At 68.2% G+C, this 15,171-nt stretch carries 14 protein-coding genes; 13 read left to right on the forward strand and 1 reads right to left on the reverse strand.

The annotated features are described in order from the left end of the window. The first annotated feature begins 123 nt into the window (after positions 1-123). From tig to ACIRD8_RS15455, 6 genes are all read left to right on the forward strand, one after another. Complete coding sequence (tig, locus tag ACIRD8_RS15430) at positions 124-1,518, forward strand: trigger factor (protein WP_403990651.1); 1,395 nt, start codon at positions 124-126, stop codon at positions 1,516-1,518. Between the two features lie 298 nt (positions 1,519-1,816). Next, positions 1,817-2,422: an ATP-dependent Clp protease proteolytic subunit gene (locus tag ACIRD8_RS15435; protein WP_403990748.1), complete on the forward strand. Its 606-nt coding sequence runs from the start codon at positions 1,817-1,819 to the stop codon at positions 2,420-2,422. 67 nt (positions 2,423-2,489) lie between these two features. Next, complete coding sequence (locus ACIRD8_RS15440) at positions 2,490-3,173, forward strand: ATP-dependent Clp protease proteolytic subunit (protein ID WP_031091966.1); 684 nt, start codon at positions 2,490-2,492, stop codon at positions 3,171-3,173. A 156-nt stretch (positions 3,174-3,329) separates the two neighbouring features. Then, the gene (gene clpX / locus ACIRD8_RS15445; RefSeq protein ID WP_103516222.1) at positions 3,330-4,628 is read left to right on the forward strand and encodes an ATP-dependent Clp protease ATP-binding subunit ClpX; all 1,299 of its coding nucleotides are present in this window, start codon (positions 3,330-3,332) and stop codon (positions 4,626-4,628) included. 150 nt (positions 4,629-4,778) lie between these two features. Next, on the forward strand, positions 4,779-5,111 hold the full coding sequence (locus tag ACIRD8_RS15450) for a type II toxin-antitoxin system RelE/ParE family toxin (RefSeq protein ID WP_403990654.1): 333 nt from the start codon (positions 4,779-4,781) through the stop codon (positions 5,109-5,111). An 11-nt stretch (positions 5,112-5,122) separates the two neighbouring features. Beyond that, on the forward strand, positions 5,123-5,413 hold the full coding sequence (locus ACIRD8_RS15455) for a helix-turn-helix domain-containing protein (protein WP_403990657.1): 291 nt from the start codon (positions 5,123-5,125) through the stop codon (positions 5,411-5,413). A 151-nt stretch (positions 5,414-5,564) separates the two neighbouring features. Here ACIRD8_RS15455 and ACIRD8_RS15460 read toward each other — a convergent pair whose 3' ends face one another. Beyond that, the gene (locus tag ACIRD8_RS15460; RefSeq protein WP_403990660.1) at positions 5,565-6,578 is read right to left on the reverse strand and encodes a hypothetical protein; all 1,014 of its coding nucleotides are present in this window, start codon (positions 6,576-6,578) and stop codon (positions 5,565-5,567) included. A 137-nt stretch (positions 6,579-6,715) separates the two neighbouring features. Here ACIRD8_RS15460 and ACIRD8_RS15465 point away from each other — a divergent pair, with 137 nt between their 5' ends. The 7 genes from ACIRD8_RS15465 to mreD all read left to right on the forward strand — a co-directional run bounded on the left by ACIRD8_RS15465 (position 6,716) and on the right by mreD (position 15,170). Continuing rightward, on the forward strand, positions 6,716-9,337 hold the full coding sequence (locus ACIRD8_RS15465) for a valine--tRNA ligase (protein ID WP_403990663.1): 2,622 nt from the start codon (positions 6,716-6,718) through the stop codon (positions 9,335-9,337). 134 nt (positions 9,338-9,471) lie between these two features. Continuing rightward, entirely contained in the window at positions 9,472-10,995 is a 1,524-nt protein-coding gene (locus tag ACIRD8_RS15470; RefSeq protein WP_403990666.1) for a bifunctional folylpolyglutamate synthase/dihydrofolate synthase, read from the forward strand. 3 nt (positions 10,996-10,998) lie between these two features. Further along, positions 10,999-11,367, forward strand: coding sequence for a DUF4233 domain-containing protein (locus ACIRD8_RS15475; RefSeq protein ID WP_403990668.1), 369 nt, complete (start codon positions 10,999-11,001; stop codon positions 11,365-11,367). 86 nt (positions 11,368-11,453) lie between these two features. After that, the gene (ndk, locus tag ACIRD8_RS15480; RefSeq protein ID WP_403990671.1) at positions 11,454-11,867 is read left to right on the forward strand and encodes a nucleoside-diphosphate kinase; all 414 of its coding nucleotides are present in this window, start codon (positions 11,454-11,456) and stop codon (positions 11,865-11,867) included. A 453-nt stretch (positions 11,868-12,320) separates the two neighbouring features. Further along, on the forward strand, positions 12,321-13,340 hold the full coding sequence (locus tag ACIRD8_RS15485) for a rod shape-determining protein (protein ID WP_073746922.1): 1,020 nt from the start codon (positions 12,321-12,323) through the stop codon (positions 13,338-13,340). 97 nt (positions 13,341-13,437) lie between these two features. Continuing rightward, a complete protein-coding gene (gene mreC, locus ACIRD8_RS15490) occupies positions 13,438-14,496 on the forward strand; it encodes a rod shape-determining protein MreC (protein ID WP_403990674.1) in 1,059 nt (352 codons plus the stop codon). An 11-nt stretch (positions 14,497-14,507) separates the two neighbouring features. Continuing rightward, entirely contained in the window at positions 14,508-15,170 is a 663-nt protein-coding gene (gene mreD / locus ACIRD8_RS15495; RefSeq protein ID WP_403990677.1) for a rod shape-determining protein MreD, read from the forward strand. Position 15,171 lies beyond the last annotated feature (1 nt).

A 15,171-nucleotide genomic window follows, 5' to 3' on the forward strand; every position in this document is an offset into this window, starting at 1 on the left:
CCCCCTTGCCGTTACTATTCAAATTGCGTGCCCGTGTGTCTGATGTACCGGGCTCGATCCGCGAAGCCGCCTCTCGGCGGCCCAGCAGAACCCCAAGAAGTCAGCCACCAAGGAGACCGAACCGTGAAGAGCGCCGTGGAGACCCTGAACCCGACTCGGGTTCGGCTCAGCATCGAGGTGCCCTTCGAGGAGCTCAAGGACAGCCTCGACGCGGCGTACAAGAAGATCAACCAGCAGGTCACGGTGAAGGGCTTCCGTAAGGGCAAGATCCCCAACCGCGTCATCGACCAGCGGTTCGGCCGTGGTGCTGTGCTGGAGGAGGCCGTCAACGACGCCCTTCCGAAGTTCTACACCGAGGCTGTCAACGAGGGTGAGCTCAACGTTCTGGGCCAGCCCGAGGTTGACATCACCGAACTCAAGGACGGCGAACTGCTGGCCTTCACCGCCGAGGTGGATGTCCGTCCCGAGATCGAGATCCCGGACTACTCCGGCATCGAGGTCACCGTGGACGCACTCGAAGTCACCGACGAGGACGTCGACAAGGCCGTGGAGCAGCTCCGTGAGCGCTTCGCCTCGACCAACCCGGTCGAGCGCGCCGCCGCCGAGGGCGACGTCGTGACCATCGACCTGGAGGCCAAGGTCGACGGAGAGGTCCTCGAGGACGGCGTGGCCGCGGGTGTCTCGTACACCATCGGTTCCGGCGAGCTCCTCGACGGCATCGACGAGGCCGTGACCGGCCTGGAGGCGGGTGGCGAGGCCACCTTCACCTCCGAGCTGAAGGGCGGCTCCGCCGAGGGCAAGGAAGCGGAGGTCACCGTCAAGGTCACCGCCGTCGCCTCGCGCGAGCTGCCCGAGCTGGACGACGACTTCGCGCAGATGGCGAGCGAGTTCGACACGCTCGCCGAGCTGCGCGAGGACAGCCGCAAGCGCCTCGAGAGCACCAAGCAGTACGACCAGGCCACCCAGGCCCAGGAGCGCGTCCTCGAGGAGCTGCTGAAGCTGGCCGAGGTCCCGATCCCCGAGAAGCTTCTCGCGGACGAGGTCCAGACCCGCAAGCACAACCTGGAGCACCACCAGCTCGGCCAGATGGGTCTCGACCTGGAGAAGTACCTCGAGATCCAGGGCAAGACCCTGGAGGAGTTCGAGAACGAGACGTCCGAGCAGGCCGTCAAGGGCATCAAGACCCAGTTCATCCTTGACGAGCTCGTCAACAAGGAGAAGCTCAACGTCAACCAGGAGGAGCTCACCGAGCACCTCATGCGGCGTGCGCAGTCCTCCGGCATGAGCCCCGACCAGTTCGCCCAGGCCGTCGTCGAAGGCGGCCAGGTGCCGATGCTCGTCGGCGAGGTCGCCCGCGGCAAGGCGCTCGCCGTCGTCGTCGAGGCCGCCAAGGTCGTCGACACCAACGGTGAGATCGTCGAGCTCGAGGACGAGGAAGAGGCAGCGGAGGAGGCCACCGAGGCGGTCGAGGCCGCCGAGGCAGCCGACGAGAAGAAGGACGAGAAGGACGAGGCCTGAGCCTCGCTCCGCTCGTTGATCTGATCCGCACGGCGGGCCCCGGACGTATGCCGTCCGGGGCCCGCCGCCGTATCGGCCCGCGCCGGGGGCAACGCACCGGGAGCGCGCCCGGGAACCCTTGTGGGGACTGCGCACCTTGCGCTCCCAGCGAACAGTTGGGGAAGCGGGATGGCGTTGTCCCACCTGCGCGTTAGGGTCCATGAAGAGGAAGGGTCGGGTAGTCCCGGCCCACCCGGTACGAAGACGCTGAGACGGCCGGAGCCGTCAGAGACGAGCAGGTGGATACGTGACGAATCTGATGCCCTACGCCGCCGGAGAGCCGTCCCTCGGTGGAGGCCTCGGTGACCAGGTCTACAGCCGACTGCTCGGCGAGCGCATCATCTTCCTCGGTCAGCAGGTCGACGATGACATCGCCAACAAGATCACCGCACAGCTTCTGCTCCTTGCCGCAGACCCCGACAAGGACATCTACCTCTACATCAACAGCCCCGGCGGCTCGGTGACGGCAGGCATGGCGGTCTACGACACCATGCAGTACATCCCGAACGACGTGGTCACCATCGGTATGGGCATGGCGGCCTCGATGGGCCAGTTCCTGCTCACCGGTGGCTCGGCGGGCAAGCGCTTCGCGCTCCCGAACACCGACATCCTCATGCACCAGGGTTCGGCCGGCATCGGCGGTACCGCCTCGGACATCAAGATCCAGGCCGAGTACCTGCTCCGTACGAAGACGCGGATGGCGGAGATCACCGCCCACCACTCCGGCCAGACCGTGGAGACGATCATCCGCGACGGCGACCGCGACCGCTGGTACACCGCCGAGGAGGCCAAGGAGTACGGCCTCATCGACGAGATCATCACGTTCGCGTCGGGCATCCCGGGCGGCGGCGGCACCGGCGCCTGATCCGGGCGTGCACCACCCCGCACCCTCTCGTACGCCGAGACCTCCAGCCCACAGATACGCCACCAGGATGGTGAACACCCACATGAACAACTTCTCCGGCGCCTCCGCGAGCGGTCTCTACACCGGCCCGCAGGTGGACAACCGCTACGTCGTCCCGCGCTTCGTGGAGCGCACCTCGCAGGGCGTGCGCGAGTACGACCCGTACGCGAAGCTCTTCGAGGAGCGCGTGATCTTCCTCGGCGTCCAGATCGACGACGCCTCGGCCAACGACGTCATGGCGCAGCTGCTGTGCCTGGAGTCGATGGACCCGGACCGCGACATCTCGATCTACATCAACAGCCCCGGCGGCTCGTTCACCGCGCTCACCGCGATCTACGACACGATGCAGTTCGTGAAGCCGGACATCCAGACGGTCTGCATGGGCCAGGCGGCCTCCGCCGCCGCCGTCCTGCTGGCCGCGGGCACCCCGGGCAAGCGCATGGCGCTCCCGCACGCCCGTGTGCTGATCCACCAGCCCTCGTCGCAGACCGGCCGTGAGCAGCTCTCCGACCTGGAGATCGCGGCCAACGAGATCCTGCGGATGCGCACCCAGCTCGAGGAGATGCTGGCGAAGCACTCCACCACCCCGCTGGAGAAGATCAGCGAGGACATCGAGCGCGACAAGATCCTTACGGCGGACGACGCACTCGCGTACGGTCTGGTGGACCAGATCGTGTCCACCCGTAAGACCACCGCAGGCGCGTCCGTCTGACGTCGGTCTTTCCCCTTGGCACATTCCAGTAGCACGGCCCCGGCCGTGTGAACCGTGCCAAGGGGGGCCCGAACGGGGGGCCAGGCAAGGTACCGTCGGATAGAGGCACCAGGAGCCGCTGAACCAGGCTGCTCCCAGGCGAAGGGGAAGCACCTCGTGGCACGCATCGGTGATGGCGGCGACCTGCTCAAGTGCTCGTTCTGCGGAAAGAGCCAGAAGCAGGTGAAGAAGCTCATCGCGGGACCCGGTGTGTACATCTGCGACGAGTGCATCGATCTCTGCAACGAGATCATCGAGGAGGAGCTCGCCGAGACCTCCGAGGTGCGGTGGGAGGAGCTCCCCAAGCCGCGCGAGATCTACGAGTTCCTCGAGGGGTACGTCGTCGGGCAGGAGCCCGCGAAGAAGGCCCTCTCGGTCGCTGTGTACAACCACTACAAGCGGGTCCAGGCCGGGGAGAACGGCGGCGGTGCGAACCGCGACGACGCGATCGAGCTCGCCAAGTCCAACATCCTGCTGCTGGGCCCCACGGGCTCCGGCAAGACGCTCCTCGCGCAGACGCTGGCCCGCATGCTCAACGTCCCGTTCGCCATCGCGGACGCGACGGCGCTGACGGAGGCCGGCTATGTCGGCGAGGACGTCGAGAACATCCTGCTGAAGCTGATCCAGGCCGCTGACTACGACGTCAAGAAGGCCGAGACCGGCATCATCTACATCGACGAGATCGACAAGGTCGCCCGCAAGAGCGAGAACCCGTCGATCACGCGCGACGTGTCGGGCGAGGGCGTCCAGCAGGCCCTGCTGAAGATCCTGGAGGGCACCACCGCCTCCGTACCGCCGCAGGGCGGACGGAAGCACCCGCACCAGGAGTTCATCCAGATCGACACGACGAACGTGCTGTTCATCGTGGGCGGCGCCTTCTCGGGCCTGGAGAAGATCATCGAGTCGCGGGCCGGCGCCAAGGGCATCGGCTTCGGGGCCACAATCCGCTCCAAGCTGGAGATCCAGGCGAGCGACCAGTTCCAGGAGGTCATGCCGGAGGACCTGGTGAAGTTCGGGATGATCCCCGAGTTCATCGGCCGCCTCCCCGTGCTGACCTCGGTCCACAACCTGGACCGCGAGGCGCTGCTCCAGATCCTGGTCGAGCCGCGTAACGCGCTGGTGAAGCAGTACCAACGGCTGTTCGAACTCGACGGTGTGGAGCTGGACTTCGAGCGCGAGGCGCTGGAAGCCATCGCCGACCAGGCGATCCTCCGCCAGACGGGCGCGCGCGGTCTGCGCGCCATCATGGAGGAAGTCCTCCAGTCCGTGATGTACGAGGTCCCGTCCCGCAAGGACGTGGCCCGCGTGGTCATCACCCCGGACGTCGTCCGCAACAACGTCAACCCGACGCTGGTCCCGCGCGAGCCGCGCACGATCGGCAAGAACGACGGCGGCCGCCACGAGAAGTCCGCGTAGAGGCAGCGCACCACAGACGCCGAAGGGGCGCCCGGCCACCGGCCGGGCGCCCCTTTCGCGGCTCATCGATATTAGTCAGTGCTAATATTGCTCGCTGTGGACGGTTCGTACGAACTTAGATTCTTCGCTGATGTCCTGGAATGGATTCGCATGCTCGCCAAGGAGGATCCGGACAGTCATGATCACGTCATCGCTGCCTTGGAGCGCCTCCAGGAAGCCGGTCCGGCGTTACGGCGCCCGACGGTCGGGGCGATCGAGGACAGCCGGTACCGCAACATGCGGGAACTCCGTCCACGCAACGGCAGCAACGTCAGTATCCGGATGCTCTTCGTCTTCGATCCGGTGCGACGGGCGGTGTTCCTCGTCGCCGGAAACAAGGCGAGCGGACGGCAATGGGCGGCCTGGTACCCCAAAGCGATCAAAGAGGCCGACGCCAAGTACATGGCTTACCTTGAAGCTCTGAAGGAGGAGGACGACGGATGAATCTCGGGAGCATGGCTGACCTCACCGCTGATATCACGCCGGAGAAGCGCGCCCGCATCGACGCGATCAAGAGCGAGATGGTCGATGCGGAGCGGGGGCATGAGCTGGCGTCACTCCGGAAGGCGCAGGGGATGACACAGGTGCAGGTGGCGAAGGCGATGGGTGTGACGCAGGGGCGGATCAGCCAGATCGAGCGTGGTGGCGTGCGCCTGGACACGTCGACGATGTCGGCCTACCTGCATGCCATCGGAGGCGAGTTGACGATACTGGCCACCGTCGGAAACGTCTCGGTGAAACTCTGAGTCGACGGTCACTCGGCTGGTCCCGCGCGAGCCGCGCACGATCGGCAAGAACGACGGCGGCCGCCACGAGAAGTCCGCGTAGAGGCAGCGCACCACAGACGCCGAAGGGGCGCCCGGCCACCGGCCGGGCGCCCCTTCGCGCTGTACGGGATCAGACCTTGGTGCGGGAGGTGTTGTAGAGCTTGGCGGCGAGTGCGGCCGTCTCGTCCTGCGTCATCGCCTTGTTCGTCATGGCGCCACCGATGTCGAAGCCGATCACCACGCCGACGGTGCTGTAGTCGGCCCAGATGCAGACCGGCATGGTCATCTCCTTGGGACCCTTCGCCGGAGTGCCGTCGGCATCGTCGTTGACGATCTTGACGTCCTGGCACTTCATCAGGGCATCCTTGAAGCCAGCCGGCTTGACGCTCTTGGGGCTGCCGACCAGCGACCCCTTGGCGTCCTCGTCCATCGCCGCTTCCCTCTCGGCGTTCTTGAACGACCCGTCGATGACCTTCTCGGGGTCGTCGATTTCACCCCAGATGCCCTGGAGCATGAGCATCTTCGTGGTGAGCGGGTTCTTCTCGAGATCACCGCTCATGTACTGGGCGCCGACCTCGTTGGGGTTCTTGACCCCCAGGGCCTCGGCCTCGGTCTTGTCCTTGCCGGTCATCGCGGCGCCCGGCTTCGCCTTGGAGGAGTCCTGTTTGTAGTCGTCCACCGAGGCGGCCGGCGTGATCTTGTACCCCTTGGTGGAGTCGGCCACGTCGCCGTTGCCGCCGCCCGACGTCAGGAAGTACACCCCGCCCGCCACGACCGCCAGTGCCACCACGGCCGCGCCGATGATCAGGCCCGTCTTCTTCTTCGGGGCGCCGCCCGGCTGCGGCGGCATGCCCGGGTAGGCCTGCTGGCCGCCGTACGGGGGAGTGGGCGGCTGCTGGCCGTACGGGCCCGGCTGCTGGCCCTGCGGGTAGCCGTAGCCCTGCGGGGGCTGCTGCTGCGGCGGGACGCCCTGGGGGGCCTGCTGCGGGTAACCGTAGCCGGGCTGGCCCTGCGGCGGACCCTGCGGGGGCGGACCGCCGTACGGGCCCGGCTGCTGCCCATACGGACCTGGCTGCTGGCCGTACGGTCCGGGCTGGCCCTGCGGCGGCTGCCCGCCGTACGGGCCCGGCTGGTTGTAGCTCATTGCGCTGTCCCCTCCAGAATGCTTATGCGTTCCGAACATCCTGACGGAAGCTGCGGTCACATAGGGCATCCGGGCGTACACCGTTACTGAACAAACCGGTTTCAGTGCACGACTGTGACGCCCCTAAACTGTGTGCCGTGACCGAGAACGCAGCGCAGCAGCCAGCCAGCATCCCCGAACTGCCGACCCAGTACGCGCCGGCCGAGGTAGAGGGGAAGCTGTACGAGCGCTGGGTAGAGCGCGGTTACTTCACGGCGGACCCGGAGAGCGAGAAGCCCCCGTACACGATCGTCATCCCGCCGCCCAACGTCACCGGTGCGCTCCACCTGGGCCACGCCTTCCAGGTCACGCTCATGGACGCCCTCACGCGCCGCAAGCGCATGCAGGGCTTCGAGACGCTGTGGCTGCCCGGCATGGACCACGCCGGGATCGCCACCCAGAACAAGGTGGAACAGCAGCTCGGCGAGGAAGGCAAGTCCCGCCAGGACATCGGCCGGGAAGCGTTCACCGAGCGCGTCTGGCAGTGGAAGGAAGAGTACGGCGGCAAGATTCTCGGCCAGCTGCGCCGCCTGGGCGCGGGCCTGGACTGGTCGCGCGAGCGGTTCACCATGGACGAGGGACTGTCCCGCGCCGTCCAGAAGATCTTCAAGGACCTCTACGACGACGGCCTGATCTACCGCGCCGAGCGCATCATCAACTGGTGCCCGCGCTGTCTGACGGCCATCTCGGACATCGAGGTCGACTACCAGGACGACGAGGGCGAGCTCGTCTCCCTCCAGTACGGCGAGGGCGACGAGACTCTCGTCGTCGCGACCACCCGGGTCGAGACGATGCTCGGTGACACCGCCGTCGCGGTCCACCCCGACGATGCGCGGTACGCCCGCCTCATCGGCAAGCGCATCAAGCTGCCGCTCACCGACCGCACCATCCCGGTCGTCGCGGACACGCACGTCGACCCGGAGTTCGGCACCGGCGCCGTCAAGGTGACCCCCGCCCACGACCCCAACGACTTCGCCATCGGCCAGCGGCACGACCTGGAGTCCCTCACGGTCATGGACGAGCGCGGTGTCATCACCGTGCCCGGCCCGTTCCAGGGACTCGACCGCTTCGAGGCCCGCTCGGCCATCGTCGCCGCGCTGCGCGAACAGGGCCGCGTCGTCGCGGAGAAGCGCCCTTACGTCCACTCCGTGGGCCACTGCTCCCGCTGCAAGACGACCATCGAGCCGCGGCTCTCCCTGCAGTGGTGGGTCAAGGTCGAGACCCTCGCGAAGGCCGCGGGCGACGCGGTCCGCGACGAGCGGGTCGCCCTCCACCCCAAGGAGATGGAGAAGCGGTACTTCGACTGGGTCGACGACCTCAACGACTGGTGCATCTCGCGCCAGCTCTGGTGGGGCCACCGCATCCCCGTCTGGTACGGCCCCGACGGCGAGGTCGTCTGTGTCGGTCCCGACGAGAAGGCGCCCACGGGCGAGGGCTGGACCCAGGACGAGGACGTCCTCGACACCTGGTTCTCCTCGGGCCTGTGGCCGTTCTCCACGCTCGGCTGGCCGGAGGAGACGCCGGACCTCAAGAAGTTCTATCCGACCGATGTCCTGCTCACCGGCCACGACATCATCTTCTTCTGGGTCGTCCGGATGATGATGTTCGGGCTGTACGCGATGGACGGGGAGATCCCCTTCAAGACGGTCGCCCTCACCGGCCTGGTCCGCGACGAGTTCGGCAAGAAGATGTCGAAGTCGAACCCCAACGCGGTGGACCCGCTGACCTGGATGGACGCCTACGGGTCCGACGCCGTCCGCTTCACCCTGGCCAACGGGGCCAACCCGGGTGCCGACGTGCCGATCGGCGAGGACTGGGTCAAGGCGTCCCGTAACTTCGCCAACAAGCTGTGGAACGCCACCCGCTTCGCCCTGATGAACGGCGCCACGGTCCAGGGCCCGCTCCCGGACGCGTCCGAGATGACGGCCACCGACCGCTGGATCCTGTCCAGGCTGAACAAGACCGTCGCCGACGTCGACCGGTTCTACGACGACTTCCAGTTCGCCAAGACCTCGGACGCCCTCTACCACTTCGCGTGGGACGAGGTCTTCGACTGGTACGTCGAGCTCTCCAAGACGACCTTCTTCGCGGGCGGCGAGCAGGCCCGGGTCTCCGGCCGGGTCCTCGGTGAGGTCCTCGACGTCACCCTGCGTCTGCTCCACCCGATCGTCCCGTTCGTGACGGAAACCCTGTGGACCACGCTGACCGGCGGCGAGTCCGTCGTCGTCGCCGACTGGCCGAAGGACAGCGGCTTCCGTGACGAGGCGGCCGAGAAGGAGGTCGAGCTCGTCCAGCAGGTCGTCACCGAGGTCCGCCGCTTCCGCGCCGACCAGGGGCTGCAGCCCGGTCAGAAGGTCCCGGCCGAGCTGACCGTCACCGGTACGGCCCTCGCGCCCCACGAGGCGGCCATCCGCCAGCTGCTGCGCCTGCAGCCCGCCGGTGAGGGCTTCCACGCCACGGCCACCCTGCCGGTCGCCGGAGCCACGGTCGCCCTCGACCTGTCCGGCACCATCGACGTCGAGGCCGAGCGCAAGCGGCTCACGAAGGACCTGGGCGCCGCCGAGAAGGAGAAGGCCCAGGCCACCGGCAAGCTCGGCAACGAGGCCTTCCTGGCCAAGGCCCCGGACAACGTGGTCGACAAGATCCGTGGCCGGCTCGCCAAGGCCGAGTCCGACATCGAGCGGATCACCGCCCAGCTGGCGAACCTGCCGAAGGGCTGATGACCTGAGTACGGAGCCCCCGCGCCCCCGACCGACCGGGAGTGCGGGGGCTTCGCCGTGTCCCGGGCCGTGACCGGGGGAGCGCGGCAGCGGGCGCTGCGCGCGATGTCGGTGGCCATCCGTAGACTGGCCCTGTGAGTGAGCCCCGCCCTTCAGACCGGCACGACGAGTCCGACCCCGACGACACCTTCGCGGAGATCGTCGACGAAGAGACCCAGCGCGACCCCGACCTGGCGGTGATCGAGGCCGGGAGCCGGACGCTGCGCACCCAGTCGGGTCCGCCCCAGGGCGAGGCGGTCCCCGACCGCCCCTCCGACCCCGAGACCGACCGGGCGCTGCGGGAGGTGGAGCAGGAGCTCGCCGGACGCTGGGGCGAGACCAAGCTCGAGCCGTCGGTGACCCGGATCGCGGCCCTGATGGACGTCCTGGGTGAGCCCCAGCGCGCCTACCCCTCGATCCACATCACCGGGACCAACGGCAAGACGAGCACGGCCCGCATGATCGAGGCCCTGCTGGGCGCCTTCGAGCTCCGCACCGGCCGCTACACCTCCCCGCACGTCCAGTCGATCACCGAGCGGATCAGCCTGGACGGCGCCCCGATCGAGGCCGAGCGCTTCATCGAGACGTACAACGACATCAAGCCGTACGTCGAGATGGTCGACGCCCAGCAGCCCTACCGGCTCTCGTTCTTCGAGGTGCTGACGGGCATGGCGTACGCGGCCTTCGCCGACGCGCCGGTCGACGTCGCGGTCGTCGAGGTCGGCATGGGCGGCACCTGGGACGCGACGAACGTCATCGACGCCTCGGTCGCCGTCGTCACCCCCATCTCGCTCGACCACACCGACCGTCTCGGCTCCACGGCAGCCGAGATCGCCGGCGAGAAGTCCGGCATCGTCAAGCAGGGCGCGACGGTGATCCTGGCCCAGCAGCCGGTCGACGCCGCGCAGGTGATGCTGAAGAAGGCCGTCGAGGTGGACGCCACGGTCGCCCGCGAAGGCATGGAGTTCGGCATCGTCTCCCGCGAGATCGCGGTCGGCGGCCAGCTCCTGACCCTGCGGGGCCTCGGCGGCGAGTACGACAACATCTTCCTCCCGCTCTACGGGGCGCACCAGGCGCACAACGCGGCGGTGGCGCTCGCCGCCGTCGAGGCGTTCTTCGGCATCGGCGCGGAGCAGGCCCGCAGCCTCGACGTCGACTCGGTCCGCAAGGCCTTCCTCTCGGTGCTCTCGCCGGGCCGCCTCGAGGTCGTGCGGTCCAGCCCCACCGTCGTCCTGGACGCGGCGCACAACCCGGCCGGCGCCCTGGCCGCCGCCGAGGGTGTCTCCGAGGCGTTCAGCTTCTCCCGGCTCATCGGGGTCGTCGGCGCGAGCGACGGCAAGGACGTGCGTGGCCTCCTCGAAGCGTTCGAGCCGATCTTCGCCGAGATCGTCGTCACCCAGAACTCCAGCCCGCGCTCCATGGACGCGGACGCCCTGGCCGCGGTCGCCGTCGAGGTCTTCGGCAACGAGCGCGTCCAGGTCGAGCCGCGTCTGGACGACGCGCTGGAGGCGGCGATCACCCTCGCCGAGGAAGAGGCCGAATACGCGGGCGCCGGAGTCCTGGTGACCGGATCCGTGATCACGGTCGGCGAGGCCCGGCTGCTCCTGGGAAGGCGCTGACCTGTGCGTACGCTCTGTGCATCGACGCTGATCGGTGAATTCTTCGTGATCGGCTTCGCCGGACTCGTGGCGATGAAGTCCGACGACCTGTCCATGGCCACGGTCTGGACGGTCTGCGGCATCGGCATGCTGCTGTCCGTCCTGCTCTGCGGCGTGATCACCCGGCCGGGTGGTGTGCAGCTCGGCTGGGCGCTCCAGATCGTGCTGGTGCTGAGCGGCTTCTTCGTCCCGATGATGTTCATCCTGGGAGTGATCTTCGGTGCCCTGTGGTGGGCCTCGGTGCACTACGGCCGCAGGATCGACGAGGCCAAGGCGCGGTGGGCGGCCCAGGCCGAGGCGCAGGAGAGCGCAGAGGCTCCCGCCCAAGGATGACGCAGGGTAAACCCGGCCGTAGGGTCGTTCGCGTACCCCTGTAATCTCGCCCTCACCCGCCACCGGAAGTCTGCAAGGAGCCGTACATGACTCAGCGCACCCTCGTCCTTCTCAAGCCCGACGCCGTGCGGCGGGGGCTGATCGGCGAGATCGTCGGCCGCATCGAACGCAAGGCCGGTTGGACGATCACCGCGCTGGAGCTGCGCACGCTCGACCAGGAGACCCTGGAGCAGCACTACGGCGAGCACAAGGGCCGTCCGTTCTACGAGCCGCTCGTCGAGTTCATGGCGTCCGGCCCCGTCGTCGCTCTGGTGGCCGAAGGCGAGCGTGTCATCGAGGGCGTCCGCGCCCTGGCCGGCCCCACCGACCCGATCGCCGCCGCGCCCGGCTCGATCCGTGGTGACTTCGGCACGATCACCCGGGAGAACCTCATCCACGCCTCGGACTCCGAGGAGTCCGCGGAGCGAGAACTCAAGCTGTTCTTTCACGGACTTTCCTGACTTCGGCTCCGCCAATCAGCGCTCATGACCTGGGGCGACCGAAGTGAGACCGACCGGCCCATGAGGGGCGGCGTCGCGGGGTTGGGCACGCACATCTGCCGCGTTGTCGTCACTCAACAACGCTCCGCGTTGCATCGATCCTCCGCCTTGCAGCTGCACGCACCCAACCCCGCTCCTTCACCCACCCCTCATGTGCCGGTCGGTCTAATTCGGCCGCCCTTCGGCATAGGGTCACGTATCGCGGGAACGCATCCCTCCGACGTAACGTCACCATGGGTGGAACGGGCAGCCGTTCCGCTCGCCATGGCGAAGGACCCTCGCGCTGTGTCCGTGCATACGGCACTACGATGGAAGCTTCCACGCCCGCAGCGCCAACCCTCGCCTACCTGAAACAAGCCATTCTTCGCTTCTGGGAAGGCCCGACGCATCCTCATGGGGAACAAGGGGAACTCAATGTCGTTCATCGGCCGTGACATGGCTATCGACCTCGGGACTGCCAACACGCTGGTGTACGTCAGGGGGCGCGGCATCGTTCTGAACGAGCCGTCCGTCGTGGCCATCAACACCAACACCGGCGGAATCCTGGCGGTCGGCGCCGAGGCCAAGAAGATGATCGGCCGCACGCCGGGCAACATCGTTGCCGTGCGGCCCCTGAAGGACGGCGTGATCGCCGACTTCGAGATCACGGAGCGCATGCTCCGCTACTTCATCCTCAAGATCCACAAGCGCCGTTACCTGGCCCGCCCCCGGGTGGTCGTCTGCGTGCCCTCCGGCATCACAGGGGTCGAGCGACGCGCCGTCATCGAGGCGTCCACGCAGGCCGGCGCGCGCCAGGTGCACATCATCGAGGAGCCCATGGCCGCGGCCATCGGCTCCGGCCTGCCGGTCCACGAGGCCACCGGCAACATGGTCGTCGACATCGGTGGCGGCACCACCGAGGTCGCCGTGATCTCGCTCGGCGGAATCGTCACGGCCCAGTCCATCCGGGTCGCCGGTGACGAACTGGACAACGCGATCATCCAGCACATCAAGAAGGAGTACTCCCTCCTCCTCGGTGAGCGCACCGCCGAACAGATCAAGATCACGATCGGCTCGGCCTTCGAGATGGAGAAGGACGAGCACACCGAGATCCGCGGACGCGACCTGGTCTCGGGCCTGCCCAAGACCGTCGTCATCTCCGCGACCGAGGTGCGCAAGGCCATCGAGGAGCCGGTCAACGCGATCGTCGACGCCGTGAAGACGACGCTCGACAAGTGCCCGCCGGAGCTCTCGGGCGACGTCATGGACCGCGGCATCGTCCTCACCGGTGGCGGCGCGCTCCTGCGCGGACTCGACGAGCGGCTCCGCCACGAGACGGGCATGCCGATCCACATCGCCGAGGACCCGCTGGACTCGGTGGCTCTCGGATCCGGTAAGTGCGTCGAGGAGTTCGAGGCACTCCAGCAGGTGCTGGACGCCCAGCCCCGACGGTAGAACACGATGTTCCGCCGTACGGGCACTGCCGTCCCGTACGGCGGAACGTTGGTATACAGGCACGAACATTCCGACGAGGAAGGCACGGCCGCCGCACGTGAGGGACACACGAGAGAGCCGGCTGCTCCTGGTGCTGCTGATCGCCATCGCATTCGCCCTGATCACGGTGGATATCCGCGGTGGCGAGGAGTCACCGGTGGACGGAGCCCGGCAGGCCGCCGCCACGGTCTTCGGACCGGTCGAGAACGGCGTCTCGGCGGCGGTGGACCCGGTGGGCAACGCCATCGGCGCCGTACGGGAGTCCGGTGACCGGCACGACCGGATCGCGGCCCTGGAGCACGAGAACGCCGCGCTGAAGACGAAGCTCGGCAGCGACGACCGCAACACCAGCAAGGTCCGCCAGCTCGACACCATGCTGAAGAGCGCCGGGGCCGGCCAGTACGGCATCAAGGCCGCCGAAGTCATCGCCATAGGAGCGGCCCAGGGCTTCTCCTGGACGATCACCATCGACGCCGGCGCCAACGACGGCCTCAAGCGCGACATGACCGTACTGAACGGCGAAGGGCTCGTCGGCCGGGTCACCACCGTCGGCCCGAACACCGCGACCGTCCTGCTCGCCAACGACCCCGACTTCACCGTCGGCACCCGGATGGAGAAGACCGACGAGCTCGGCTTCGCCACCGGCCAGGGATCCCGTCCGCTGTCGGTCCAGTTCCTCAACGGCAAGGCCGACGTGAAGAAGGGCGACCGGCTGGTCACCTTCGGCTCCAGCAAGGACAAGCCCTTCGTCCCCGGCGTGCCGGTCGGCGAGGTCGTCCGCGTCGACCCGTCCGGCGGTGACCTCACCCGGACCGTCTTCGTCCGCCCCTTCGTCGGCTTCACCAAGCTCGACATCGTGGGCATCGTCGTCCAGGCGCCCCGCGAGGACCCCCGCGACATGGTCCTGCCGAAGCAGCCCAAGAAGCCCGCGAAGCCCAAGCCCACCCCGACCGTCACCGTCACCGCCCAGCCCAACGGCGACCTCGTCGACGCCGACGGGAAGGTCGTCGGGAACATCAACGAGGAGCCCGGCGCGTCCGCTTCCCCGGGCGCCTCCCCGGAGGCCTCCGGCGGCGCCGACACGGCAGCCGACGACGCGGCGAACGACCAGGAATAGAGCTGATCCCCATGCGCTTGAACCGGACGCTGCTCTCCGCCACCCTGGTCGTGGTCGCCCTCGTCATCCAGGTCTCCGTCCTCGCCCGCCTCCAGCTCCCCGGGGCCACCCCCGACCTGCTGCTCCTCGTCGTCCTCGGGCTCGCCTTCGTGTACGGGCACGTCAGCGGCGCCCTCATCGGCTTCGGCGCGGGCCTCCTCGCCGACCTGGCACCGCCCGCCGACCACGCCGCCGGGCGCTACGCCCTGGTCCTCTGCGTCATCGGCTACCTCGCCGGACTGGCCCGCCCCGAGAACGGCCAGCTCAAGTCCGCCTTCACCCCGATGGCCTTCGTCGTCGCGGCGGCGCTCGGTTCGACCCTGCTGTACGCCGGTGTCGGCGCCCTGGTCGGCGACACGGCCGCCCGTCATGTGGGCCTGGGCAGCCTGCTGTTCACCGCCGCGGTGTACGACCTGCTCCTCGCGCCGTTCACCGTTCCGCTGATCATGGCGCTCGCGAGACGTACCGAGAACGACCCGGTGGCCGACAGTTCAGGAAGCGGCGACGTCGCCGCCGGCTGGCTGGCCACCGGCACCGGGCTGCGGATCGGCAGCCAGCGGGGCGGGATGCGCCTGAGGGCAGCACGCAGCCGCGCTTCCCGCGCAGGAAGGATCAAGGGGGTCAAGCGCCTGTGAG

It is taken from the genome of Streptomyces sp. NPDC102451, from assembly GCF_044765485.1.
Lineage (GTDB): Bacteria > Actinomycetota > Actinomycetes > Streptomycetales > Streptomycetaceae > Streptomyces.